Origin of the sequence: Streptomyces sp. NPDC056883, assembly GCF_042788835.1 — a bacterium.
GTDB classification, from domain to species: Bacteria; Actinomycetota; Actinomycetes; order Streptomycetales; family Streptomycetaceae; genus Streptomyces; species Streptomyces stoeckheimensis.
On record NZ_JBHUBS010000004.1, the window covers coordinates 567,710 to 592,963 of the forward strand.

A 25,254-nucleotide genomic window follows, 5' to 3' on the forward strand; every position below is an offset into this window, starting at 1 on the left:
GGCGGACCGCCGGAACGGGCTACGGAAGCGCGAGCATCCGCTCCAGGGCGAGCTTGGCGAAGCTCTCGGTCTCCTTGTCGACCTGGATCTGGTTGACGAGGTTGCCCTCGGCCAGGGACTCCAGGGTCCACACCAGGTGGGGGAGGTCGATGCGGTTCATCGTCGAGCAGAAGCAGACCGTCTTGTCGAGGAAGACGACCTCCTTGTCCTCCGCGGCGAATCGGTTCGCCAGCCGCTGGACGAGGTTCAGCTCGGTGCCGATGGCCCACTTGGAGCCGGCCGGGGCCGCCTCCAGCGCCTTGATGATGTACTCGGTGGAGCCGACGTAGTCCGCGGCCGCCACGACCTCGTGCTTGCACTCCGGGTGGACCAGGACGTTCACGCCGGGGATGCGGGCGCGCACGTCGTTGACCGAGTCGACCGAGAAGCGGCCGTGCACCGAGCAGTGGCCGCGCCACAGGATCATCTTGGCGTTCCGCAGCTGCTCGACGGTCAGGCCGCCGTTCGGCTTGTGCGGGTTGTACAGCACGCAGTCGTCGAGGGACATGCCCATGTCGCGGACGGCGGTGTTGCGGCCCAGGTGCTGGTCCGGGAGGAAGAGGATCTTCTCGCCCTGCTCGAACGCCCACTCCAGGGCCTTCTTGGCGTTGGACGAGGTGCAGATCGTGCCGCCGTGCTTGCCGGTGAAGGCCTTGATGTCGGCCGAGGAGTTCATGTACGAGACGGGGACCGTGACTCCGGCGATACCGGCGTCGGTCAGCACGTCCCAGCACTCCGCGACCTGCTCGGCGGTGGCCATGTCGGCCATCGAGCAGCCCGCGGCCAGGTCCGGCAGGACCACCTTCTGGTCGTCCGAGGTGAGGATGTCCGCGGACTCGGCCATGAAGTGGACGCCGCAGAAGACGATGTACTCGGCCTCCGGCTTGGCGGCCGCGTCCTTGGCGAGCTTGAAGGAGTCACCGGTGACGTCGGCGAACTCGATGACCTCGTCACGCTGGTAGTGGTGGCCGAGGATGAAGACCTTGTCCCCGAGCTTCTCCTTGGCGGCGCGGGCGCGCGCCACGAGGTCCGGGTCCGACGGCGAGGGCAGGTCGCCGGGGCACTCCACCCCGCGCTCGCTCTTGGGGTCGGCTTCGCGGCCGAGCAGCAGCAAGGCAAGGGGCGTCGGCTGGACGTCCAAGGGCTGGTTGTCCAAAGGCTGGGCGGTGGTCACGACACGCACCCTTTCTGTTCTTCGACAAGGGACTTCTGAAGCCACTCTGAAGCCGCAGCTTCGACTTCTCGTCTATTTGACGCTATCTATCATAACTGCTTCACGTCACTTTGACGATGCCGATAGTGTCGATGTGACGAATTCGCCCGCCCGGCGTCGCCGCCTCGCGGGGACACACCACCGCGCGGCGGTGTGCGAGCATGGAATTTCTGAAACACGCGTCGGGTCCCGGAATGAATCCGCGGTCCCGCTCGTTGCCACCGACGGCAAGAGTCCGACGTTTCCCCGCTCCCGGCGGGGAGCCGCCCACTTCGGGAGTGAATGCAGATGTCCGTACAGGACGAAAAGACCACCGTGAGCGACGGCATCCTCCTGTCCGACGCCGCCGCCGAGAAGGTCAGGACCCTCCTGGAGCAGGAAGGCCGCGATGACCTGGCGCTGCGCGTCGCCGTCCAGCCCGGCGGCTGCTCCGGCCTGCGCTACCAGCTCTTCTTCGACGAGCGCTCCCTCGACGGCGACGTCGTGAAGGACTTCGACGGTGTGAAGGTCGTCACCGACCGGATGAGCTCCCCGTACCTGCACGGCGCGTCGATCGACTTCGTCGACACCATCGAGAAGCAGGGCTTCACGATCGACAACCCGAACGCCACGGGCTCCTGCGCCTGCGGCGACTCCTTCAGCTAAGCCAGGCATCGCCCTGACGGCCCGGCCGGCCCGGCCGGGCCCGTAGGGCAGACGAGAGGGGCCCGGCGCCTACTGGCGGGGGACGGCCTTGCCCGTGGTCGCGTCGATCACCTTGCGGTCGCCCAGCGGCTGCTGGAGCGTGCCCGTCACCGTCATCTCCTGCGCCAGCATGATGCAGGCCTGCCCCGGCTTGTTCGGGGTGTCCGTGATCTTCACCATCACCGACTCGGGCTGCTCCCGGACCTCCAGGGCGTACGTGCTGCACACCCCGCCCCAGAAGTTCACGGTCAGCGTCCGGTCGGCCGAGGCGTACGAGAAACCGGGCACGGTCTGTCCCTTCGCGGGCGGGTCGACCGGGGTGGGCAGGTCGACCGGGGGAGTCTCCTCGGTCAGGGCCGCCGACTGGACCACCGTGTGACCCGGGCCGCCGCCCTTGCCGGCCACCTCGAACAGCCAGCCCGGCACCAGGCCGCGGGCCCCGTCGACCGTGCCCGGAACCAGCCCGAGCTTGGCGCCCCGCACCGACTCGGTCCGCGTCGGCTTCATCGGCCGGGGGTCCGGGTTGCACGGCAGCGTGTCCGTGGCGCCGTCGGGGGAGTCCGGAGTCAGCGGGACGCTCGTGGCGCAGCCGCTCGGGCCGGGGTCCGTGGCGCCGGAACCCCGCGCCTTGTCGTTCAGCCGGGCCAGCGCGTCGACGGCGCCGATCACCGGCTGCTCGGCGGCCCGCGCCGGAACCTTCAGCTCGCCACTGCCCGACACCACCCGGGAGTCCACCCCGACGCCGATCCGGGTGGACCAGCCCTGCGTGGGCAGGCCGCCGATCACCGGATCGGCCGTCACCACGCGTACGGAGCCCTGCGCGAGCCGCGCGTCGAGCGCGGCCGAGCCCTGCCCCACGGCCGCCAGCACGGGCGCGGCGGCGGCCTTGGCGGCCTCCTCGGAGACGGGCGTCCCGCCGGTGCCGCCATGCTCCTGACCCAGGTCCTGGGGGAGGGTGGCGGGGCCGCAGGTGTCCTTGCCGCGCACGCAGTCGTCCCCGGTGCCGCCGACCTGGAAGCGGGAGAAGTTCCAGGTCCCGGGTGCCTTCAGGTTCACCGTGAGCCGGGGCCCCGAGCCGTCCGCGCTCTCCCCGGCCTGCCAGGTCTCCCCGGCGAGCCGGGGCGCGCCGGAGATCCCCAGCGCCGTCGCGAGCCGGGCCACCTCGGCGGAGGTCACCTCACCGCTCACCGCGAAGGCCGGCGCGGTGGCCGGGCCCTCCGGAAGCGGGACGTCGGCCGTGTACGTGACCCCGCCGCCGGACGGGTCGGGCTCGCCGGGGGCGATGCCGGGCCCGGGCGGAGTGACCGCCGCGCGGGGCGCGGAGGCCGCGCTGTCGCCCGTACGCTCCTCGCCGCGGGCGGTGGAGGCCACGTACGCGGTGCCGCCGGCGGTGAGCAGGACGGCGGCCGCGATCGAACCGACGACCCAGGCCGGCCGCCGTCGTGCGGCACGTGACGCACCGGGGGTGCCGGATGCATCGGATGCTTCCAATGGATCGGGATGTTCGCTGGTCACCGCATCGCTCCTTTGCCCGTCCCGCAGGGGGTGATGCGGGTGTGACGGAACAGACGCGGATCCGGTTCCGTCCGGGCCCGGCCTAGTAGCCGTAGACCGCCGTGGAGGCGATGAGACGGGCCGAGGCGGCCGGGACGCGGATCCCGATGATCTGCGAGGGAGCCACCCGATCCGGACGCAGATCCGCGGGAACCGGCCAATGCGGGGCCATCCGTGCGCAGTCGCCCAGCAGCTGTTCGAACTCGGTGCCCGCCGCGTTCCCGGAGGTCTGGACGTGCCCGAAGCCATCGGTGTAGGTCATGGGGCACGGTAGGCACGGCACCGCGAGGGAAGAAAGAGCTACTACGGGGTAGTTTCTGCCGGTCGGCCTCCGGGCTGCCGAGCGGGTAGTTTTGACTGTCCCCTTGCCTTCCCTCGCAGGAGCGTCCACGCCGTGCGTATCGCAGTCACCGGCTCCATCGCCACCGACCACCTCATGACCTTCCCCGGCCGCTTCGCCGACCAGTTGGTCGCGGACCAGCTGCACACGGTCTCCCTCTCCTTCCTCGTCGACAACCTCGACGTGCGGCGCGGCGGCGTCGGCCCGAACATCTGCTTCGGCATGGGGCAGCTCGGTGCCCGGCCGATCCTCGTCGGAGCCGCAGGCTCCGACTTCGACGAGTACCGCGCCTGGCTCGACCGGAACGGCGTCGACACCCAGTCCGTGCGGATCTCCGAGGTCCTGCACACCGCGCGCTTCGTCTGCACGACGGACTCGGACCACAACCAGATCGGCTCCTTCTACACGGGCGCGATGAGCGAGGCCCGGCTGATCGAGCTGAAGTCGGTCGCGGACCGGGTCGGCGGCCTGGACCTCGTCCTGATCGGCGCGGACGACCCCGAGGCGATGCTGCGCCACACGGAGGAGTGCCGGACGCGGGAGATCCCCTTCGCGGCGGACTTCTCGCAGCAGATCGCCCGGATGGACGGCGACAACATCCGCACCCTGATGGAGGGTGCGACGTACCTCTTCTCGAACGAGTACGAGAAGGGCCTCATCGAGGCGAAGTCGGGCTGGACCGACGCGGAGATCCTGGCGAAGGTCGGCACCCGGGTCACCACGCTCGGCTCGAACGGCGTCCGCATCGAGCGGCTCGGCCACGACCCGATCGTGGTCGGCTGCCCGGAGGAGAACGCGAAGGTCGACCCGACGGGCGTCGGCGACGCGTTCCGCGCGGGGTTCCTGACCGGCCTGGGCTGGGGCGTCGGCCTGGAGCGGGCCGCGCAGGTCGGCTGCATGCTGGCCACGCTCGTCATCGAGACCCTCGGCACCCAGGAGTACACCCTGGCCCGCGCCCACTTCATGGAGCGCTTCACGAAGGCCTACGGCGACGAGGCGGCGGCAGAAGTCCAGTCCCACCTCCCGGCGTAGCCCCTCGGCCCGGTGGACGGGTGCGGGTGGCCGGCCCTGCGGGGCGGAGTCCCCTACCCGCCCTTCGCCCGTTCCCCGGGGCTGTGCCCCGGACCCCTTGGGGCTCCGCCCCAGACCCCGCGCCTCAAACGCCGACGAGGCTGGATTTCGCCCGGCGGCGCTGGATTGCCCGTAGGGCAATTTCAGCCCGTCCGGCGTTTGAGGACCGGGTCCGGGCGGAGCCCGGGGAACGGTGGAAGGGCGGGTAGGGGACAGCCCCGCAGGGCAGCTCCCCGCCGCCGCAGGCCGGCCCCGCCGGGTCAGAGCGCCCGGCGGACCGTGTACGCAGTACCGAGGGGACGCGGGGCTTCGCCCACGTAGGTCTGCCCCCGCATCGCGCACCACGCCGGAATGTCCAGCCGCGCGACCTCGTCGTCCGACAGGACGGTCACCGTGCCGCCCACCGGAACCCGGCCGATGGCCCGCGCCAGCTCGATCACCGGCTGCGGACACCGCAGCCCGAGCGCGTCCAGCTCCAGGGACTCCGCGTCAGGATCGGACAACGCGGTCTCGGTGACGCCGAGTTGCTCGCGCACCCCCGCCACCAGCCCCGGCAGGACCTCCAGGAAGCCGTTGACCTCCGCCGCCGTCGTACCGGCGGGCAGGGACACCCGTACGTTTCCCTCCGACAGCACCCCCATGGCCCGCAGGACATGGGACGGCGTCAGTGTCGAGCTGGTGCACGAGGAGCCGGAGGAGACGGAGTAGCCGGCCCGGTCCAGCCCGTGGAGCAGGGTCTCCCCGTCCACGTACAGGCAGGAGAAGGTGACCAGGTGCGGGAGCCGGAGGTCGGGATGGCCCACCACCTCCACGTCCGGCACCAGACGGGCCACCCGCCGCCGCAGCCGGTCCACCAGGATCCGCAGGCGCGCCGACTCCGCCTCCGCCTCGGCACGCACGGCCCGCAGGGAAGCCGCCGCGGCGACGACCGCCGGGAGGTTGACGAAGCCGGGGGAGCGCCCCGACTCCCTTTCGTCGGCGGGGCCTTGGGGAGCGAAGCGCACTCCCTTGCGGACCGCCAGCAGCCCGACCCCGGCCGGGCCGCCCCATTTGTGGGCGCTCGCGCACAGCACGGACCAGTTCCCGGCGACGGGCCCCCAGCCCAGCGACTGCGCGGCGTCCACCAGCAACGGCACCCCGGCGGCGGCGCACACGTCGGAGACCTCCGCCACGGGCTGGACGGTGCCCACCTCGTGATTGGCCGACTGGAGACAGGCCAGCGCGGTGGAGGGCCCCAGGAGTTCCCCGTAGGAGGAGGGGGAGACGCGGCCGAACCGGTCCACCGGGACCTCCTCCACCCGCCCGCCGCCCGCCGCGTGGACCTCCGCCGCATGCAATACGGAACTGTGTTCCACCGCCGATACGACCAGATGCCCGCCGACGCGCCGACGCCCCGCCAGGACCCCGGCCATGCCCGAGTGAACCGCGTGCGTCCCCGAAGGAGTGAACACGAGCTCGTCGGGGCGGCAGCCCACCGCCTCCGCCGCCGCCTCCCGCGCCGCGTCCAGCAGCAACCGGGCCCGGCGCCCTTCGCGGTACAGCCGGGCCGGGTCGGCCCAGCCTTCGTCAAGGGAGGCCTGGAGCGCCTGCCGGGCCACGGGGTGCAGCGGGGCGGCGGACGCGGTGTCGAAGTACGGCATCCGGTCACGCTAACCGGCCGCCACGCCGACGCCGCGACCGGCTTGGGGCCTGTCGTCGAACTGCCGTCAGATGCCGCCGGGACCCCGCCATTCGGGGCCCGTTGGGCCGTCCCCCGTACGGCGGATCCATCCCTTCGGGGTCAGTAACGGCGCGTTGGGCACCCTCCCCGCGCGACCCCAAATAGCGTCCAGTAGGGTTTGGTCCGCATAAACATCCAAACCCCTGCCTGCGTCAGGGCCGGCGACCGACCCGAATGCGGCCGCGGCCGGCCGCGCGGGCCGAGACTCTCGGGAAGGCGCTACGTGAGTCCCTACGGCTCCGACCGCTCGCCGCGGCGCCCGATGCGGCGGAAGCTGCTGCAGGCGCTGACTGCGGGCGTGGTCCTGGCGACCGCCACTGGTTGCTCGTATACATGGAAAGACTTCCCCCGCCTCGGATTGCCCACCCCGGTCACTGAAGAGGCGCCTCGCATCCTCTCCCTGTGGCAGGGGTCCTGGGCGGCCGCTCTGATCACCGGCATCCTCGTGTGGGGCCTGATCATGTGGAGCGTCATCTTCCACCGGCGTAGCCGGACCAAGGTCGAGGTTCCCCCGCAGACCCGGTACAACATGCCCATCGAGGCGCTGTACACCGTGGTCCCGCTCATCATCGTCTCGGTGCTCTTCTACTTCACCGCGCGCGACGAGTCGAAGCTGCTCTCCCTCTCCGCCAAGCCGGCGCACACGATCAACGTGATCGGCTTCCAGTGGAGCTGGGGCTTCAACTACGTCGAGAACGTCGACGGCGATGCGGCGACTCCGAAGGCGGGCGAGGTTCCCAAGGAACTCGCCACGATCCCGGACCGCTACACCAAGGACTTCCCGGCGGGCGCCGAAGGCGTCTACACCAAGGGCGTCCCGAGCGACCGGAACGCGGAGACCGGCAACCCGGGCCCGACGCTCTGGCTGCCGAAGGGTGAGAAGGTCCGCTTCATCCTGTCGTCGAACGACGTCATCCACTCCTTCTGGGTGGTCCCCTTCCTGTTCAAGCAGGACGTCATTCCGGGGCACACCAATGTCTTCGAGGTCACCCCGACCGAAGAGGGCGTCTTCATGGGCAAGTGCGCCGAGCTCTGCGGTGTCGACCACTCCCGCATGCTCTTCAACGTCAAGGTCGTCTCCCCGGAGGCGTACAAGGCGCACCTGAAGGAGCTCGCGGAGAAGGGTCAGACCGGCTTCCTCCCCGCCGGCATCCAGCAGACCGACCCGGCCCGCAATGCTGAGGTGAACAAACTGTGAGCATCCTCAACCAGCCTCAGGGTGCCGAGGCCGACTCGTACGAGAACGAGTTGCCGGTACGGAGCAAGCAGCCGGGCAATGTCGTCGTGAAGTGGCTTACCACTACCGACCACAAGACCATCGGCACGATGTACCTGCTCACGTCGTTCGTGTTCTTCCTCATCGGCGGCCTCCTCGCGCTCTTCATGCGCGCCGAGCTGGCCCGTCCGGGTACGCAGATCATGTCGAACGAGCAGTTCAACCAGGCGTTCACCATGCATGGCACGATCATGCTGCTGATGTTCGCCACCCCGCTGTTCGCGGGCTTCGCGAACTGGATCATGCCGCTGCAGATCGGCGCGCCCGACGTGGCGTTCCCGCGGCTGAACATGTTCGCGTACTGGCTGTACCTCTTCGGTTCGACCATCGCGGTGGCCGGCTTCGTCACCCCCTCGGGTGCCGCCGACTTCGGCTGGTTCGCCTACTCCCCGCTGTCGGACGCCGTCCGCTCGCCGGGCATCGGCGCCGACATGTGGATCATGGGTCTGGCCTTCTCGGGCTTCGGCACGATCCTCGGTTCGGTCAACTTCATCACCACGATCATCTGCATGCGCGCCCCCGGCATGACGATGTTCCGCATGCCGATCTTCACCTGGAACGTGCTGCTGACCGGTGTTCTGGTCCTGCTCGCCTTCCCGGTCCTGGCCGCCGCGCTCTTCGCGCTGGAGGCCGACCGCAAGTTCGGTTCGCACGTCTTCGACGCCGCGAACGGCGGCGCGCTGCTATGGCAACACCTCTTCTGGTTCTTCGGACACCCAGAGGTGTACATCATTGCGCTGCCGTTCTTCGGAATCGTTTCCGAGATCATTCCGGTCTTCTCGCGCAAGCCGATGTTCGGTTACATCGGCCTGATCGCCGCGACGATCTCGATCGCCGGCCTTTCGGTGACCGTGTGGGCCCACCACATGTACGTCACCGGCGGTGTGCTGCTGCCGTTCTTCTCCTTCATGACGTTCCTCATCGCGGTTCCGACCGGTGTGAAGTTCTTCAACTGGATCGGCACCATGTGGAAGGGCTCACTGTCCTTCGAGACCCCGATGCTCTGGACGATCGGCTTCCTGGTCACCTTCACCTTCGGTGGCCTGACCGGCGTCATCCTGGCTTCGCCCCCGATGGACTTCCACGTCTCCGACTCGTACTTCGTCGTCGCGCACTTCCACTACGTCGTCTTCGGCACCGTGGTCTTCGCGATGTTCGCGGGCTTCCACTTCTGGTGGCCGAAGTTCACGGGCAAGATGCTGGACGAGCGCCTCGGCAAGATCACCTTCTGGACGCTGTTCATCGGCTTCCACGGCACCTTCCTGGTGCAGCACTGGCTGGGCGCCGAGGGCATGCCGCGTCGTTACGCGGACTACCTCGCGGCGGACGGATTCACGCTGCTGAACACGATCTCGACGATCAGCTCGTTCCTGCTGGGCCTGTCGATGCTCCCCTTCATGTACAACGTCTGGAAGACGGCGAAGTACGGGAAGAAGGTCGAGGTCGACGACCCGTGGGGCTACGGCCGTTCGCTCGAATGGGCGACGTCTTGCCCGCCGCCGCGGCACAACTTCCTCACCCTGCCGAGGATCCGGTCCGAATCCCCGGCATTCGATCTGCACCACCCCGAGATCGCGGCCCTCGACCACCTTGAGGACCACTCCGTGGCCGCCAAGGCCGTCGCTGGTGGCAAGGAGGCCGGCAAGTGAAGATCCAGGGCAGGATGTTCCTGTGGCTCGCCGCCTTCATCCTGATCATGACCGTCGTGTACGGCGTGTGGTCGAAGGAGCCGGTCGGCACCACCGCGCTCGCACTGGCCTTCGGCCTGAGCGCCATGATCGGCTACTACCTGGCCTTCACGGCCGCGCGCGTCGACCAGATGGCCCAGGACAACCTGGAGGCCGACGTCGCCGACGAGGCGGGCGAGCTGGGGTTCTTCTCCCCGCACAGCTGGCAGCCGCTCTCGCTGGCCATCGGTGGCGCCTTCGCCTTCATGGGCGTCATCTTCGGCTGGTGGCTGATGTACTTCTCGGCGCCGCTGATCCTGATCGGTCTGTGGGGCTGGGTGTACGAGTACTACCGCGGCGAGAACCAGAACCAGTAGCCGCACCCGCGCTGCCACCCACGGTGGCGGCCACCGCGTGAGACCAGGGGCCCGGACACCTCCAATGGAGGAGTCCGGGCCCCTCGTTTGCAGTCACCCCGCGCGCCGTAATTGTCATATCTTCATAGCGTTGGCTCCATGAACCAGTCACCGCGTCTTTGGACCGTTATCGGCTGCTCCCTGCTGGTCGCGTCCCTCGGGGCAGGCGCCACCGCATGCGGGTCGGGCGACGACAACCCGCTGTCCGCCCGCCCCTACGACGCGGGCGACCAAGTCGCCCTCAACCACCCCACCGGCAGCCGCCCGGTCGACCCGGACCGGCCCCTGGAGGTCACCGCCAAGAGCGGCGACGGCCGGATCACCGACGTGAGCGCCGTGGACACCCACGGACGCCGCCTGGCGGGCGAGTTGTCCGCCTCCGGCGACCGCTGGCACAGCACCGTCCCGATGGCCGCCGGCGTCCGCTACACCGTCCTCGTGAGCACCGAGGACGAGCGGGGCGCCCCCGGGCAGCGCACGCTCACCTTCGACACCACCCCGGCCCAGAAGGTCCTCAAGGTCGAATTCGGCCCGGACGAGGGCAAGTACGGCGTCGGACAGCCCCTCACGGCCGAACTCAACGAACCCGTGAAGGACAAGGCCGCCCGCGCCGTCATCGAGCGGGGCCTGGTCGTCGACGCCCCGCCGGAGGCCGTGGGCGCCTGGCACTGGGTGGACGACAAGAAGCTCCACTACCGGCCCAAGGAGTACTGGCCCGCCAACACCACCGTGTCCGTCCGGAGCAACCTGGAGGGCATCAAGATCTCCGACGACCTGCACGGAGCCGCCTCCAAGCCGCTGAAGCTGGAGATCGGCGACCGCGTCGAGGTCACCACGGACGCCTCCTCGCACTGGCTCACGTTCAAGCGCAACGGGGAAGTGATCAATTCCATCCCGGTGACCACCGGAAAGCCGGGCTTCTCCACCCGCAACGGCGTCAAGGTGGTCCTCGGCAAGCAGTACTACGTCCAGATGCGCGGAGACACCGTGGGCATCGGCGGCAGCGAGTACTACAACCTGCCCGTCTACTACGCGACCCGCGTCACCTGGAGCGGTGAATACGTCCACGCCGCGCCGTGGTCCGTCGGCTCCCAGGGCTACGAGAACGTCAGCCACGGCTGCACCGGCATGAGCACCGGCAACGCCGCCTGGTTCTACGAGAACATCACCGAAGGCGACATCGTCCGCGTCATCAACAGCATCGGCGACGACATGGACACCTTCGGCAACGGCTACGGCGACTGGAACATGGACTGGAAGGACTGGCGCGAGGGCAGCGCCCTCCTCAAGGGCACCCAGGAGGGCCGCAGCCCCGTCGACCAGGCCCGCCTGCGCCCGCAGGTGTAACCACCGGGCCAGGGGCGCCGGGAGAGCCGGAAGCGCCGGAAGAGGCGCGAGGGCCCGGAGAGGCCACAACCGGGGCACGGGTGCCCGTACGGACCGTACGGGCACCCGTGCCCCGGTATGCGCCGGTAAGGCGCTGTGCGGGGCGCACAGCCCCCGTTACGCCGCCGGGGAGAGCCGTGCGCGCAGCAGACCCGCCAGGGCCTGCGCGAAGTCCACCGGATCAACCGGAAGGGTGACGGCGGCGTCCGCGCGGCTCCAGGTGGCCAGCCAGGCGTCCTGCGGACGCCCCATCAGGAGCAGTACGGGCGGGCACCGGAAGATCTCGTCCTTGATCTGCCGGCACACCCCCATGCCCCCGGCCGGAACCGCCTCGCCGTCCAACACGCAGACGTCGATGCCGCCCGCGTCCAGTTCCTTCAGGACGGCCGGCAGCGTGGCGCACTCCAGGAACTCCACCGGCGGCAGGTCGGCGGCCGGCCTGCGCCCGGCCGCCAGCCGCACCTGCTCCCGGGTGCCCGCGTCGTCGCTGTAGACCAGAACCCGCGCAGTCGCCCGCATTTCGTTCCTCCACGTGTCCCGTGAATCACGTTGATGTTGCGCGGGATGCTACTCCGTCCGACCCGGTGTCAACATCGGTTCGCACAGCCTCGCCCGAGGGAAGGTGGGCGGGCGTCCGAAGGGCGATCTGATGGGCCGTTCGGGCCTTGCACACGCCCCTGACACTCCGAACGGCACCCCCCGGGGTGAGGGCGGGATAAGGGACCGACATAATGTCGGTCGTGGCGACAGCAACGACAGTAGATACCGGGCACGCGCACCCGACGGTCAACAGGCCGAACCTCGTCAGCGTGGGAACCATCATCTGGTTGAGTTCCGAGCTGATGTTCTTCGCGGCCCTCTTCGCGATGTACTTCACCCTGCGATCAGTGACAGGCGCCGAGTACTGGACAGAGCAGGCTTCGGCCTTGAATCTGCCCTTCTCGGCGACGAACACGACGATCCTGGTGCTTTCCTCGCTCACCTGCCAGCTCGGCGTATTCGCCGCCGAGCGCGGTGACGTGAAGAAGCTCAGGACGTGGTTCATCATCACGTTCGTCATGGGTGCGATCTTCATTGGCGGCCAGGTGTTCGAGTACACCGAGCTGGTCAAGCACGAGGGCATGAGCCTCTCGTCCGGTCCGTACGGCTCGGTCTTCTACCTGACCACCGGCTTCCACGGTCTGCACGTGACGGGCGGTCTCATCGCCTTCCTGCTGGTCCTCGGCCGGACGTACGCGGCCAAGAGGTTCACCCACGAACAGGCCACGTCGGCCATCGTCGTGTCCTACTACTGGCACTTCGTCGATGTCGTCTGGATCGGCCTCTTCGCAACGATCTACCTGATCAAGTAGCGAACACGTCGCCGGGCCCGTGCCCGGCACTCCATCCAGACACACCGACGCAGAAGATCCTGACACCGGGGTAATCCGTGAAAAAGCTCTCCGCACGACGACGCCATCCGCTGGCGGCGGTCGTCGTTCTACTCTTCGCGCTGGCGGTTACCGGGGGGCTATACAGCGCCTTCGCGCCCGCGGGCAATGCGAAGGCCGACGAAACCGTCCAGTCCCTCGCCATCGAGGAGGGCCAGAAGCTCTACGCCGTCGGCTGCGCAAGCTGCCACGGAACCGGCGGTCAGGGTTCCTCTGACGGCCCCAGCCTGGTAGGCGTCGGCTCCGCTGCCGTCGACTTCCAGGTGATGACGGGCCGTATGCCCGCCCAGCAGCCCGGCGCCCAGGTGCCGAAGAAGCCCGTCATCTACACCCAGGCGCAGGCCGACCAGCTCGCCGCGTACATCGCCTCCCTCGGAGCCGGCCCGATCACGCCGACCGAGAAGCAGTACGACCCGGCGGGTGCCGACATCGCGAAGGGTGGCGAGCTGTTCCGCAACAACTGCGCGCAGTGCCACAACTTCACCGGCGAGGGCGGCGCCCTGACGAACGGCAAGTACGCCCCCAACCTTGAGGGCGTCGAGCCGAAGCACGTCTACGAGGCCATGCTCACCGGCCCGCAGAACATGCCCTCCTTCCCCGACAGCACCATGCCGGAGAAGCAGAAGAAGGACATCATCGCGTACCTCCAGCACGTAAACGGCGAGAAGTCGACCAACCCCGGTGGCCTCAAGCTCGGTGGCCTCGGCCCCGTCTCCGAGGGTCTCTTCGGCTGGGTCTTCGGACTGGGTGCGCTGATCGCTGTCGCCGTCTGGGTTGCGGCCCACACCGCTAAGGCCAAGAAGTCATGAGTAGCCAAGACATTCCCGAAGAGAAGCACCTGCCGAGCGAGCAGGGCGACGCGCACCACGGTGCCGTGGCAGTGGCGGACGACCCGTTCGCCGACCCCGGTCTGCCGGTTCACCGGCCTCGGATCCAGGACATCGACGAGCGGGCCGCGAAGCGCTCCGAGCGCACGGTGGCCCTGCTGTTCACCCTGTCGATGCTGGCCACGGTCGCCTTCATCGCCTCGTTCGTGATCCTGCCGGTCGACAAGATCGTCTACATCTTCCCCATCGGGAAGGTGAGCGCGCTCAACTTCGCCCTCGGCGTGAGCCTCGGCGCGGCCCTCTTCTGCATCGGCGCGGGCGCGGTCCACTGGGCCCGCACCCTGATGTCCGACGTGGAGGTCGCCGCCGAGCGCCACGAGATCGCGGCCCCGCCCGAGGTCAAGGCGCAGGTCATGCAGGACTTCGCGGACGGCGCGCGCGAGTCGGCCATCGGCCGCCGCCCGCTGATCCGCAACACGATGCTCGGTGCGCTGGCCCTGCTGCCGCTCTCCGCCGTCGTGATCCTGCGCGACCTGGGCCCGCTGCCCGAGGACAAGCTGCGCAAGACCATCTGGGCGAAGGGCAAGATGCTCATCAACCAGAACACGATGGAGCCGCTCCGCCCGGAGGACATCGGCGTCGGTTCGCTGACCTTCGCCATGCCGGAAGGCCTGGAGGAGGACGCGCACGACTTCCAGACGCAGATCGCCAAGGCCGCCCTGATGATCGTCCGCATCCAGCCGGAGAACATCAAGGACAAGAAGGAACTGGAGTGGTCCCACGACGGGATCGTGGCCTACTCCAAGATCTGCACCCACGTCGGCTGCCCGATCAGCCTGTACGAGCAGCAGTCGCACCACGTGCTCTGCCCGTGCCACCAGTCCACCTTCGACCTCTCCGACGGCGCCCGAGTCATCTTCGGCCCGGCTGGTCACGCGCTCCCGCAGCTGCGGATCGGCGTCAATGACGAAGGTTTCCTCGAGGCGCTCGGCGACTTCGAAGAGCCCGTCGGTCCCTCTTTCTGGGAGCGCGGATGAGCACTGCCACTGACACCAAAGAGCGCAAGGCTCCGGCCGGCGAGCGCGTAGCCGACTGGGCCGACGGCCGGCTGGGCATCTACAGCCTCGCCAAGGCCAACATGCGCAAGATCTTCCCGGACCACTGGTCCTTCATGCTGGGCGAGATCTGCCTCTACAGCTTCATCATCCTCATCCTCACGGGTGTGTACCTGACGCTGTTCTTCCACCCGAGCATGAACGAAGTGCACTACGACGGTTCCTACATCCCCATGCAGGGTGTGGCGATGTCGGAGGCCTTCAAGTCGACCCTGGAAATCAGCTTCGACGTCCGTGGCGGTCTGCTCATCCGGCAGATCCACCACTGGTCGGCGCTGATCTTCATCGCCGCGATGCTCGTGCACATGATGCGCGTCTTCTTCACCGGCGCCTTCCGCAAGCCGCGCGAGGTCAACTGGGTCTTCGGCTTCCTGCTGCTGGTCCTCGGCATGTTCACCGGTTTCACCGGTTACTCCCTGCCGGACGACCTGCTCTCGGGCACCGGTGTCCGCTTCATGGAGGGCGCCATGCTCTCCGTGCCGATCGTGGGCACGTACCTGTCGTTCTTCCTCTTCGGCGGAGAGTTCCCCGGCGGCGAGTTCGTGGCCCGGTTCTACTCGGTCCACATCCTGCTGCTGCCCGGCATCATGATGGGCCTGCTGGTGGCCCACCTGATCCTGGTCTTCTACCACAAGCACACCCAGTTCGCGGGCCCCGGCAAGACCGAGAAGAACGTCGTCGGCATGCCGCTGCTCCCGGTCTACATGGCCAAGGCCGGAGGCTTCTTCTTCCTGGTCTTCGGCGTCATCGCGCTGATCGCGGGCATCGCCTCGATCAACCCGATCTGGGCGCTCGGCCCGTACCGTCCGGACCACGTGTCCACCGGTGCGCAGCCCGACTGGTACATGGGCTTCTCCGAGGGCCTGATCCGTGCCATGCCCGGCTGGGAGATCAACCTGTGGGGCCACACCCTCGTCCTGGGCGTGTTCATCCCGCTGGTCATCTTCCCGCTGGTGCTGGTCGTGATCGCGGTCTACCCGTTCATCGAGTCCTGGGTCACCGGGGACAAGCGCGAGCACCACATCCTGGACCGCCCGCGCAACGCTCCGACCCGTACGGGCTTCGGCGTGGCATGGCTGACGTGGTACGTCATCCTGCTGATCGCCGGTGGAAACGACATGTTCGCGCAGTACTTCCACCTGTCGATCAACTCGATCACCTGGTTCGCGCGCATCGGGTTCTTCGTCGGCCCGGTCATCGCCTTCATCATCACCAAGCGGATCTGCCTCGGCCTCCAGCGCCGGGACCGGGACAAGGTGCTGCACGGTCGAGAGACCGGCATCATCAAGCGCCTGCCGCACGGTGAGTTCGTGGAGGTCCACGAGCCGCTCTCGCAGGGCAAGCTGCACACGCTCACCTCGTACGACCAGTACAAGCCCGCCGAGATCGGCCCCACGGTCGACGAGAACGGTGTCGTGCGCAAGGTGAACCCGCTGGAGAAGCTCCGCGTCAAGCTCAGCAAGGGCTACTACGCGGAGAACAACCAGATCCCGAAGCCCACGGTCGAGGAGTACAAGGAGATCCAGAGCGGCCACGGCCACCACTGATCTCCCGCATCACGGCTTCACACGCATCACACGCTTCACGCAGTACGCACCACGCATGACTGCTTGAGGGACTGATTTCGGTCAGTCCTGGTGTCGCCACGGCGAGAGCCCCGTCCAGTGTCTGGACGGGGCTCTTTGCCGTCCCCGGGGCTGGATAGGCTGAAGCCCTTCCCATTCGACGTGGAATCCTCGATGAGCAGCAGGAGCGGACCATGAACCTGGTGACCCCGGCAGGCGGCGACAGCGCGGCGGCCCGCGGCTGGCCGGGCGTTCTGGAGGCCCTGCTGACCGGCCGTGACCTCGACGCCGACGACACGGCCTGGGCCATGGACCGGATCATGCGCGGGGAGGCCACCGACGCCCAGATCGCCGGCTTCGCGGTCGCGCTGCGGGCCAAGGGAGAGACCGTCTCCGAGATCAACGGCCTGGTCCGCGCCATGTACGAACACGCCAACCTCATCGAGGTGCCGGGCCGGACGGTGGACATCGTCGGGACCGGGGGCGACGGGGCCAAGACGGTCAACATCTCCACGATGTCGGCGATCGTGGTGGCCGGTACGGGCGCCAAGGTCGTCAAGCACGGCAACCGGGCCTCGTCCTCCGCGAGCGGCTCCTCGGACGTCCTGGAGAAGCTGGGCGTCAACCTCGACCTCACCCCCGCACGGGTCGTTGAGGTGGCCGAGGAAGCCGGGATCACCTTCTGCTTCGCGGTCAAGTTCCACCCCGCGCTGCGGCACGTGGCGGCGGCCCGCCGCGAGCTCGGCATCCGGACCACCTTCAACTTCCTCGGCCCGCTGACCAACCCGGCACGGGTCCGGGCGCAGGCCACCGGCGTGGCCGACGCGCGGGTGGCCCCGATCGTCGCGGGCGTCCTGGCGGAGCGGGGCTCCTCGGCCCTGGTCTTCCGCGGTGACGACGGGCTCGACGAGCTCACCACCACGGCGACCTCCCGGGTCTGGTGGGTCCGCGACGGCGAGGTCAGGGAGCAGGGCTTCGACCCGCGCGACATCGGCATCCCGCTGGTTCCGGTCTCCGCCCTGGCGGGCGCGGACGCCTCGTTCAACGCGGACGTGGCCCGCCGCCTGCTGGCCGGCGAGACCGGCCCGGTCCGCGACGCGGTGCTCCTGAACTCGGCGGCGGCCCTGGTCGCGCTGGACCCGGGTACGGGCACCCTGGAGGAGCAGCTCGCCGCCGGTGTCGTCCGGGCGGCGGAGTCGGTAGACTCGGGCGCGGCCCGGGCCGCGCTGGCCCGCTGGGCGGCGGCGAGCAACGCCTAATCCGACGGGATCCGGCCAAGATCAGACAACGACCCCGGTCCGCCATGTGGACCGGGGTCTTGCGTTCGGAAGATCGTGTGGCAGGATGCTCCTCAGGTCACGAGTGACAGCGTTTAGGCCCCGGCTTGCTGTCCGGCAACCCTCCTTCCGTGGCGGGGTGCCCCGGGTGATGACCAGGTCGTAGGCAGTGAGGTCTACGGCAAGCGCGGATCCCTCGAACACCAGGGGTCCTGGTCTTCTGAGGAGCGTTTTCCGTGAGCAAGCGAATGCGATAGGGCGACTCCGCCCCTTCTTCACCCCTCGGAACAGGGTCACTTCCGCGTACCCGCAGCACATCTGCGTACGCAGGCCGATCCGCGTTCCGGGGCACTCCCGTACCCCGAACGGCCGCAGCGCCGTATCCGCGTACGGGCACACCGAAGCCATTCAGACCTGCCTGCCGGGAGATACAGCCATGTCCGCAACCCTGAACGCCGCCGCCACCACCTCTGCTGCTGCCGCCGTCGACCCCGCCTGTGTCGAGCCGCTGCCGGTCCTCGGCCGTGACGTCACCGTCCCGCTCGTCACCGGCGGCGAGGTCACCTACGCCGCCCTCGACTACGCGGCCAGCGCCCCGGCACTGCAGCGGGTCTGGGACGACGTCGCCGCGTACGCCCCGTACTACGGCAGCGTCCACCGCGGCGCCGGCTACCTCTCGCAGCTCTCCACCGACCTGTTCGAGCAGAGCCGGGTCACGGTCGCCGAGTTCCTCGACTGCCGGCCCTCCGACCAGGTGATCTTCACCCGGTCCGCCACCGACTCCCTCAACCTGCTCGCCGCCGTGATCCCGGCCGACTGCCAGGTCTTCGTCTTCGAGACCGAGCACCACGCCTCGCTGCTCCCGTGGACGAACGCTCAGGTCACCTACCTCAACGCCCCCCGCACCCCGGACGAGGCCGTCGCCACCCTGGAGCGGGCCCTGGCCGACCGTGACCCCTACGGCCCGGCGCTGGTCTGCGTCACCGGAGCCTCCAACGTCACCGGCGAGCTGTGGCCCGTCAAGGAGCTCGCCGCCGCCGCGCACGCCCACGGCGCCCGCATCGTCCTGGACGCCGCCCAGCTGGCCCCGCACCACCCCGTCTCGGTCCAGGACCTCGACGTGGACTGGGTCGCCTTCTCGGGACACAAGCTCTACGCGCCCTTCGGCTCGGGCGTGCTCGCCGGCCGCGCGGACTGGCTGCAGGAGGCGGACCCGTACCTCGCCGGCGGCGGTGCCTCCCGCAAGGTCGCCCGCCGCGAGGACGGCGGCGTGGACGTCGAGTGGCACACCACCGCCGCCCGCCACGAGGCCGGCTCCCCGAACGTCATCGGCGTCTACTCCATCGCCTCCGCCTGCAAGGCCCTGAACGAGGCCGGCTTCGAGAACCTCGTCGCCCGCGAGCAGCACCTCATCGCCAAGGTTCGCGAAGGCCTCGCCGAGGTCCCGGCGGTCCGCATCCTGTCCCTCTTCGGCGACGACGCCCCGCGCGTGGGCGTCATCTCCTTCGTCGTCGACGGCTGGAACAGCTCGCACTTCGCCGCCGCGCTCTCCGCCGAGTACGGCATCGGCGTCCGCGACGGCCTGTTCTGCGCCCACCCGCTGCTCCGCACCCTCCTCGGCAGCGAGCCGCAGGCCCAGGGCGAGTGCGGAGCCCCCGAGGCGGCCCCGGGCGAGCGGTCCCTGAACGCGATCCGCGTCAGCTTCGGAGCCGGCACCCCCGACGAGCACGTGGACCGCTTCGTCCGCGCCGTCAAGGAGCTCGTCACGGACGGCGCCAAGTGGCAGTACCGCACCGAAGAGGGCCGCTGCGTCCCGGCCGTCTGACAGGCTGCGGGGCATGACCTACTGGGACCCGATACCGGCGGTCCCCGCCCTGGTGGGCGAAGCGCCAACCCACCGCGCAGGCTCACGCCCTCGTCTGCGCTGCCGACTGCGAACCGTTCAAGGGGTACGGGGCGACGGCGACGTCCACTGGAGTCCGTCGGCCGAGGCTCCTGGGCAAGTGCGCCATCCGACTGGATGAACGACTCGGCCGCGGGGCACGGGCGTACGCGGCCACATGGATGGGGACCGCGGGGGCCGGCTGCCCTGCGGGGGCTGTCCCCTACCCGCCCTTCCACCGTTCCCAGGGCTCCGCCCTGACCTGGTCCTCGAACGCCGGACGGCTGGATCGGCGCGCCCGGGCTCGGTGCGGGCTGGAGCCCGGGAACGGTGGCCCGGGCCCTGCCGGCGTTCCCCGGCCGGCCAGACCCTACGCGTCGAGGCCGATCGCGAAGGCCGCTTCCAGGTCGTGCTGGGAGTACGTGCGGAACGCCACGTGCGTGTCCGTCGCCTCCACGCCCGGGATCTTGCTGATGCGGCCGGGAATGATGTCGGCCAGGTCCTCGTGCCGGGACACGCGGACCATCGCGATGAGGTCGTAGGTGCCCGTGACCGAGTAGACCTCGCTGACGCTGTCCAGCGCGGCGATGGCCTCGGCGATCTCGGGGATCCGGTCCACGCTGGTCTTGATGAGCACGAGTGCGGTGATCACGGTTGGCTGTCTCCCTCGCCTACTGTCACTGGTCGACCCACTCTAGTCCCACCCCGGTAGCGGGCCCATGCGTAGAGGAAGCCCACCGAAAAGCCCACCACGTGGGCCAGATAGGCGACTCCGGGGCCGCTCGCCGCGCGGTGCGCCGCCAGCCACTGGAGGCCGAACCAGAACATCAGAACGATCCACGCCGGGAAGCGCAGCGGCAGGAAGAACAGGAACGGGAACAGGCTCGTCACCCGTGCCCTGGGGAACAGGTACAGGAAGGCTCCCAGGACCGCGGAGATCGCCCCGGAGGCCCCGACCAGGGTCTGGTCCGAGGAGGCGTAGGCCGCCGCGTACGCGGCCAGGGCCAGGTAGCCCGTACAGACGTAGAAGCAGAGGAACCAGGCCCGGCCCATGCGCCGCTCCGTCATCGCCCCGAAGACGTAGAGGAAGAGCATGTTGCCCAGCAGGTGCAGCCAGCTCCCGTGCACGAACAGCGCCGTGAGGGGGGTGAGCGCCGCCCGCCCCGAGCCGGTGAACAGCTCGTCCGGGACCACGCCCCAGCGCCGGAAGTACGCCGTGCCCGTGGCCAGGAGCTGATCGCCCGTCCCGTAGACCGGGTTCAGCCCCGACGCCGGGCTCAGTACGAACACCACGCAGCAGCCGGCGATCAGCGCGTGCGTGACCACCGGGCCCCGGGCGGCCTCGCGTACGGCCTGCCACCTTACGATCATGCGAACGAGCATGACCCAGCCGGGCCCACCAGCGGGTGCGGCAGGCCGTAGGGTTACGAGCTACGCACGCACGCGCGCGCCACCCGTGACGACACGGGAGGGTGCCGTGCTTGCGCCATGTGAGCGATAGAAGGAGAGAGCGGCCTGATGACGGTTCCCCTGCCGACCGACACCACCCGGTGGCGCTGCACGCTGTGCGGCAACCTCACGCGCTTCGACGTCACCCGTTCGTCGAAGGTCGTGGAGTACATCCACTTGGACCTCGCCGGGGAGCCCAAGGTCGAGGAGCGCGAGGTGGTCAATGAGACCATCGAGTCGGTGCGCTGCCGCTGGTGCAACGCGGTGGACCAGATCGAGCTGGTCGACAGGCCGGGCGCGGACTCCTAAGGAGCCCCGCCCACAGGTGAATGACGGTAGGGGTGACGGATTGTGGAGCCAGCAAGCGGCGCTGAGCCGGCCGATGCGGCCGGCGACGCCGCGGAGGTCCTCGACCGCCCGCTGCCGGAAGGCGTGCGGCGCCGGGTCGTCGCGCTCGTCTCGGACGCCTTCGGCGGCCTGACGGTCGCGGACCTCCCGGCGCAGCTGCGCCAGTACGCCCGTTTCACCCCGACCCGGCGCGCCAAGTTCGCGGGCAACGCCATGGCCACGGCCGTGGAGAGCGACCCCGTCTTCCGGAGCCGGGTCGCCGAGAAGTTCCGCGAGACGCAGGCCGACCTGGCCTCCGCGCTGGAGTCGGGCGCCCCGCCCGCCGCCGCCGATCCGCTGGACGTGGCGGCCGCCGCGTACGTGCTGCGGCCGACCGGCTGGGTCAAGCTCGTCGCCGCCGCGGGCGAGGAGGCGCAGCGCGCCGACGCCGAGCGGGTCGACGAGGAGGCCCGCCGCGAGATGGAGCGGCTCCGCGAGGAGCTGGCCCACGTACGGGAACTGCAGCGCACGGGTGTCGACCAGGTACGGGCCGAGCTGGACGCGGCGCGCAAGGAAGCGGAATCGCTTCAGCGCAAGCTGCGCAGTGCCCTCAGCGACGTCAAGCGGGGCGACGCGGCCCTGCGCAAGATCAACGCGGAGGTCGACGGCATCCGCGCCGAGGCGGCCGCCCAGGTGACCACCGCGGAGAGCGAGACCCGGCGGCTCAAGTCCCGCCTCGCGGAGGTGGAATCGGCGCTGGAGACCTCGCGCCGGGCCACCCGCGAGGGGCGCAGCATCGAGGACATGCGGCTGCGGCTGCTGCTGGACACCGTGCTGGACGCGGCCGCGGGACTGCGCCGGGAGCTCGCGCTGCCGCCGGTCTCCACGCGGCCCGCCGACACGGTGGAGGCCGTGGAGCCGGGCCGGATGACCCCGAAGGACATCGCGGCGCGCGCCCTGTCGGAGACCGACCCGGCGCTGCTGGACCAGTTGCTGGCGCTGCCCCAGGCCCATCTGGTGGTCGACGGCTACAACGTCACCAAGACCGGCTACCCGACGATGCCGCTGGAGAAGCAGCGGCTGCGGCTGCTGGGCGGGCTGTCGATGCTCGCCGCACAGACGGGCGCCGAGATGACCTGCGTCTTCGACGGGGCGGAGCTGGCGGCACCGGTGCTGCTCGCGCCGCCGCGCGGGGTGCGGGTGCTGTTCTCCAAGGCCGGGGTGACGGCGGACGAGCTTATCCGCCAGCTGGTGCGCGCCGAACCGGCGGGCCGTCCGGTGGTCGTGGTCTCCACGGACCGGGAGGTCGCCGACGGGGTGGCCAAGGCCGGTGCGCGGCCGGTGGCGTCCGCCTTGTTGCTGAAGCGGCTTTCGCGCGTTTCGTAACTGCTGGGCCCAATGCCGGAATTGGTAGGCCCTCGCGGGAACGTACCGTCAAGTCGCCGACACGGAGCGTGCGCTGTAGGTAAAGAACCTGGTCGGACAGCGAGTTTTTTGCCGACAGGATTTGAACTGATCACAGAAGGGTCACTAGGGTCAGCTCAAACCTTCGTGCGGTAGTTCACTCATTCGGGGTGGCAGCGAAGGTGTCGCCGAGCTGTTTCTCGCGTTTTCGGCGGCTCTAGGAAGAAGGAGCTCGCCTTCGTGGCGTCCCACCGTCGACCCAAGCAGCCGACCCGCATGCGCACGACCGTGCTCGGCGTCACCGCGGCAGCCGCCGTGGTCCTCTCGGGGCAGGCCGCCAACGCCGCCCCCGCCAAGCCGAACAAGGACGAGGTCAAGGCCAAGGTCGACGCCCTCTACGAAGAGGCGGAGCAGGCCACCGAGAAGTTCAACGGGGCCAAGGAGCGCCAGGACAAGCTCGAGACCGAGATCGGGCAGCTCCAGGACCAGGTCGCCCGCGGCCAGGAGGACCTCAACGCGCTGCGCGGCACGCTCGGTTCGATGGCCAGCGCCCAGTACCGCAGCGGCGGCATCGACCAGTCCCTCGCGCTCTTCCTCTCGGCGGACCCGGACAGCTACCTCGACAAGGCCTCCACCCTGGAGCAGCTGAGCGGTCAGCAGGTCGAAGCGGTCCAGAAGATCCAGGCCAAGCAGCGCACCCTCGCGCAGCAGCGCCAGGAGGCCGCGGGCAAGCTCACCGACCTCGACGCCACCCGCAAGGAACTCGGCGACAAGAAGAAGGCCTCCGCGGACAAGCTCGCCGAGGCCCAGGCGCTCCTGAACACGCTGACGGCCCAGGAGCGACAGGCGATCAAGGACGAGGACTCGCGCGCCAGCCGCGGCGCCGGCGACCGCGTCCCCGACCTCGGCAACGTGAAGCCCTCCGGCCGGGCAGGCGCCGCCCTCGCCGCCGCCAAGACCAAGATCGGCAGCGCGTACATATCGGGCCACGAAGGCCCCAACACGTTCGACTGCTCGGGCCTGACCCAGTGGGCGTACAAGCAGGCCAACGTGTCGATATCGCGCACCACCTTCACGCAGATCAACGACGGCACCCGGATCGGCAGGAGCCAGCTCCAGCCGGGCGACCTGGTGTTCTTCTACGGCGACCTGCACCACGTCGGCCTGTACGCGGGCGGCAACACGGTGCTGCACGCCTCGAACCCGCGCAGCGGCGTCAAGTACGAATCGATGGACAACATGCCGTTCCAGTTCGGCGTGCGCGTCGGCTGACGCCCCCCTCCTCCGCACAGGGTCCGTCCGGACGCGCCGTACACCGCCCATCCGGGCGAATTACGAGGCCCCGCTCTGACCACACGCCCCGCCGGTGACCTGCGTCTCCGACGGGGCGTCACTGTGTGTGCCCGCCGGAGGTCGTTGGCCGGTGCCCTCCCGCGCGGCTACTGTCTGCCAGCGCGGAACCCCGGCACACGGCCGTCCACGGAGGGCGGACCCGGGTCCCGCCCCAGCAGGAGGGAGCGGTTTCACGTGGCGTCCCATCGCCGGTCCGGGCCCAGCGCCCTCGACCGGAACACCAAGGTCACCGTCCTCACCGCCGCCGCGGCGGGAGCAGCGGTCGCCATGTCGGGCGCACCCGCCGGTGCCGCCCCCGGCCTCCCGCAGGAGCCCTCCACGGGCACCCGCGCCCAGGTCGACCGGCTCTTCGAAGAGGCCGAACAGGCCACCGAACGCTTCAACCAGGCGGGCGAGCGCGCCGGCCGGCTCCGCGCCGAAGTCGCCCGGGTCCAGGACGCGGTGGCCCGCGGGCAGGACCGCATCAACACCATGCGCGGGGTGCTCGGCGCCTACGCCGGAGCCCAGTACCGGGCCGGCGGCATCGACCCCGCCGTCGAGCTGATGCTCTCCGACAACCCGGACGACTACCTCGCCAAAGCCGCCGCACTCGACCGGCTGTCCGGCCGGCAGGCCCGCCAGCTCGACGAACTGCACTCCGAGCAGCGCCGCCTCGGCCAGGAACGCCAAGAGGCCTCCCACAAGCTCGCCGAACTCGACGCCCTGCGCGCCGACGTGGCGAAGGAGAAGCGCGCCGTCACCGCCAAGCTGGCCGCCGCCCGCCGGCTCCTCAACGCGATGCCCTCGCAGGAGCGCGCCGACTTCGACCGGGCCTCGCGCTCCGGCGGCCGCCCCGACGCCCTGCCCGAACTCCCCGACCCCGCGGCCTCCGGACCCTCCTCCGGGCGCGCCATGACCGCCGTGATGGCGGCCCGCTCCGCCGTGGGACGGCCCTACGTATGGGGATCCACCGGCCCCTCCGGCTTCGACTGCTCCGGCCTGATGGTGTGGTCGTACCGGCAGGCGGGCGTCTCCCTGCCGCGCACCTCGCAGGCACAGCGGCACGCCGGGCGCCGGGTCTCGCTGTCGGAGGCGCGCCCGGGGGACCTGGTGACGTACCGCTCGGACGCCAGCCACGTCGGCATGTACGTCGGCAACGGCCAGGTGGTGCACGCCCCGTACCCGGGGGCGCGGGTGCGGTACGACCCCGTCGGGATGATGCCGGTCTCCTCGGTGACCCGGCCCTAGGGGCTGTCGTCACATTCCTGTCGTCGCCCGTC

Annotated in this window: 23 protein-coding genes and 1 riboswitch; of the genes, 16 read left to right on the top strand and 7 right to left on the bottom strand. The window is 69.7% G+C overall.

The window, feature by feature from the left end; all coding sequences use genetic code 11:
* Positions 1-19: 19 nt before the first annotated feature.
* Positions 20-1,222 carry a quinolinate synthase NadA gene (gene nadA / locus ACFRU2_RS14455; protein ID WP_274552277.1) on the bottom strand — a complete coding sequence of 401 codons (1,203 nt, stop codon included), beginning with the start codon at positions 1,220-1,222 and terminating at the stop codon, positions 20-22.
* 318 nt (positions 1,223-1,540) lie between these two features.
* On the opposite strand from nadA, the gene erpA reads away from it, so the two are divergent.
* Entirely contained in the window at positions 1,541-1,897 is a 357-nt protein-coding gene (gene erpA / locus ACFRU2_RS14460) for an iron-sulfur cluster insertion protein ErpA (protein WP_136217385.1), read from the top strand.
* Positions 1,898-1,966: 69 nt separating this feature from the next.
* On the opposite strand, the gene ACFRU2_RS14465 is transcribed toward erpA, so the two are convergent.
* A complete protein-coding gene (locus ACFRU2_RS14465; protein WP_382971842.1) occupies positions 1,967-3,451 on the bottom strand; it encodes a hypothetical protein in 1,485 nt (494 codons plus the stop codon).
* A gap of 82 nt (positions 3,452-3,533) precedes the next feature.
* The gene (locus tag ACFRU2_RS14470; RefSeq protein ID WP_382971844.1) at positions 3,534-3,752 is read right to left on the bottom strand and encodes a hypothetical protein; all 219 of its coding nucleotides are present in this window, start codon (positions 3,750-3,752) and stop codon (positions 3,534-3,536) included.
* A 132-nt stretch (positions 3,753-3,884) separates the two neighbouring features.
* Here ACFRU2_RS14470 and ACFRU2_RS14475 point away from each other — a divergent pair, with 132 nt between their 5' ends.
* A complete protein-coding gene (locus ACFRU2_RS14475; protein ID WP_382971845.1) occupies positions 3,885-4,862 on the top strand; it encodes a carbohydrate kinase family protein in 978 nt (325 codons plus the stop codon).
* Positions 4,863-5,161: 299 nt separating this feature from the next.
* Here the strand turns inward: ACFRU2_RS14475 and ACFRU2_RS14480 are convergent, their stop codons facing one another.
* Complete coding sequence (locus tag ACFRU2_RS14480) at positions 5,162-6,541, bottom strand: cysteine desulfurase/sulfurtransferase TusA family protein (protein ID WP_382971847.1); 1,380 nt, start codon at positions 6,539-6,541, stop codon at positions 5,162-5,164.
* Between the two features lie 303 nt (positions 6,542-6,844).
* On the opposite strand from ACFRU2_RS14480, the gene coxB reads away from it, so the two are divergent.
* The 4 genes from coxB to ACFRU2_RS14500 all read left to right on the top strand — a co-directional run bounded on the left by coxB (position 6,845) and on the right by ACFRU2_RS14500 (position 11,327).
* Complete coding sequence (coxB, locus tag ACFRU2_RS14485; protein WP_274552282.1) at positions 6,845-7,819, top strand: cytochrome c oxidase subunit II; 975 nt, start codon at positions 6,845-6,847, stop codon at positions 7,817-7,819.
* On the top strand, positions 7,816-9,546 hold the full coding sequence (gene ctaD / locus ACFRU2_RS14490) for a cytochrome c oxidase subunit I (RefSeq protein WP_274552283.1): 1,731 nt from the start codon (positions 7,816-7,818) through the stop codon (positions 9,544-9,546). The genes coxB and ctaD overlap by 4 nt, the downstream gene beginning before the upstream one ends.
* On the top strand, positions 9,543-9,941 hold the full coding sequence (locus ACFRU2_RS14495) for a cytochrome c oxidase subunit 4 (protein WP_274552284.1): 399 nt from the start codon (positions 9,543-9,545) through the stop codon (positions 9,939-9,941). Before ctaD ends, ACFRU2_RS14495 begins: the two co-directional genes overlap by 4 nt.
* 138 nt (positions 9,942-10,079) lie before the next feature.
* Positions 10,080-11,327: an Ig-like domain-containing protein gene (locus ACFRU2_RS14500; RefSeq protein WP_382971850.1), complete on the top strand. Its 1,248-nt coding sequence runs from the start codon at positions 10,080-10,082 to the stop codon at positions 11,325-11,327.
* A 156-nt stretch (positions 11,328-11,483) separates the two neighbouring features.
* Here the strand turns inward: ACFRU2_RS14500 and ACFRU2_RS14505 are convergent, their stop codons facing one another.
* Positions 11,484-11,885 carry a hypothetical protein gene (locus ACFRU2_RS14505; RefSeq protein ID WP_382971852.1) on the bottom strand — a complete coding sequence of 134 codons (402 nt, stop codon included), beginning with the start codon at positions 11,883-11,885 and terminating at the stop codon, positions 11,484-11,486.
* Between the two features lie 212 nt (positions 11,886-12,097).
* On the opposite strand from ACFRU2_RS14505, the gene ACFRU2_RS14510 reads away from it, so the two are divergent.
* The 6 genes from ACFRU2_RS14510 (at position 12,098) to ACFRU2_RS14535 (ending at position 19,405) form a co-directional block, all read left to right on the top strand.
* The gene (locus ACFRU2_RS14510) at positions 12,098-12,718 is read left to right on the top strand and encodes a heme-copper oxidase subunit III (protein WP_008738823.1); all 621 of its coding nucleotides are present in this window, start codon (positions 12,098-12,100) and stop codon (positions 12,716-12,718) included.
* Between the two features lie 77 nt (positions 12,719-12,795).
* The gene (locus ACFRU2_RS14515) at positions 12,796-13,605 is read left to right on the top strand and encodes a c-type cytochrome (protein WP_382971854.1); all 810 of its coding nucleotides are present in this window, start codon (positions 12,796-12,798) and stop codon (positions 13,603-13,605) included.
* Positions 13,602-14,660: a Rieske 2Fe-2S domain-containing protein gene (locus ACFRU2_RS14520; RefSeq protein ID WP_382971856.1), complete on the top strand. Its 1,059-nt coding sequence runs from the start codon at positions 13,602-13,604 to the stop codon at positions 14,658-14,660. The genes ACFRU2_RS14515 and ACFRU2_RS14520 overlap by 4 nt, the downstream gene beginning before the upstream one ends.
* On the top strand, positions 14,657-16,285 hold the full coding sequence (locus ACFRU2_RS14525; RefSeq protein ID WP_382971858.1) for a cytochrome bc complex cytochrome b subunit: 1,629 nt from the start codon (positions 14,657-14,659) through the stop codon (positions 16,283-16,285). Before ACFRU2_RS14520 ends, ACFRU2_RS14525 begins: the two co-directional genes overlap by 4 nt.
* A 212-nt stretch (positions 16,286-16,497) precedes the next feature.
* Positions 16,498-17,562 carry an anthranilate phosphoribosyltransferase gene (trpD, locus tag ACFRU2_RS14530; RefSeq protein ID WP_382971860.1) on the top strand — a complete coding sequence of 355 codons (1,065 nt, stop codon included), beginning with the start codon at positions 16,498-16,500 and terminating at the stop codon, positions 17,560-17,562.
* Positions 17,563-17,657: 95 nt separating this feature from the next.
* Positions 17,658-17,774: riboswitch (SAM riboswitch) on the top strand.
* Positions 17,775-18,016: 242 nt separating this feature from the next.
* On the top strand, positions 18,017-19,405 hold the full coding sequence (locus ACFRU2_RS14535) for an aminotransferase class V-fold PLP-dependent enzyme (protein ID WP_382971861.1): 1,389 nt from the start codon (positions 18,017-18,019) through the stop codon (positions 19,403-19,405).
* A gap of 427 nt (positions 19,406-19,832) precedes the next feature.
* On the opposite strand, the gene ACFRU2_RS14540 is transcribed toward ACFRU2_RS14535, so the two are convergent.
* Both ACFRU2_RS14540 and ACFRU2_RS14545 read right to left on the bottom strand, forming a co-directional pair.
* Positions 19,833-20,114 carry an Lrp/AsnC family transcriptional regulator gene (locus ACFRU2_RS14540; protein ID WP_250742500.1) on the bottom strand — a complete coding sequence of 94 codons (282 nt, stop codon included), beginning with the start codon at positions 20,112-20,114 and terminating at the stop codon, positions 19,833-19,835.
* The gene (locus ACFRU2_RS14545; RefSeq protein ID WP_375955171.1) at positions 20,111-20,833 is read right to left on the bottom strand and encodes a rhomboid family intramembrane serine protease; all 723 of its coding nucleotides are present in this window, start codon (positions 20,831-20,833) and stop codon (positions 20,111-20,113) included. Before ACFRU2_RS14545 ends, ACFRU2_RS14540 begins: the two co-directional genes overlap by 4 nt.
* A 147-nt stretch (positions 20,834-20,980) precedes the next feature.
* Here ACFRU2_RS14545 and ACFRU2_RS14550 point away from each other — a divergent pair, with 147 nt between their 5' ends.
* The 4 genes from ACFRU2_RS14550 (at position 20,981) to ACFRU2_RS14565 (ending at position 25,222) form a co-directional block, all read left to right on the top strand.
* Positions 20,981-21,220, top strand: a complete 240-nt coding sequence (locus ACFRU2_RS14550) for a hypothetical protein (protein ID WP_030036330.1) — start codon at positions 20,981-20,983, stop codon at positions 21,218-21,220.
* Positions 21,221-21,259: 39 nt separating this feature from the next.
* Complete coding sequence (locus tag ACFRU2_RS14555) at positions 21,260-22,624, top strand: NYN domain-containing protein (RefSeq protein ID WP_382971922.1); 1,365 nt, start codon at positions 21,260-21,262, stop codon at positions 22,622-22,624.
* Between the two features lie 258 nt (positions 22,625-22,882).
* Entirely contained in the window at positions 22,883-23,914 is a 1,032-nt protein-coding gene (locus ACFRU2_RS14560; protein ID WP_382971864.1) for an NlpC/P60 family protein, read from the top strand.
* 255 nt (positions 23,915-24,169) lie between these two features.
* Entirely contained in the window at positions 24,170-25,222 is a 1,053-nt protein-coding gene (locus tag ACFRU2_RS14565) for an NlpC/P60 family protein (protein WP_382971866.1), read from the top strand.
* The last annotated feature ends 32 nt before the right edge of the window (positions 25,223-25,254 follow it).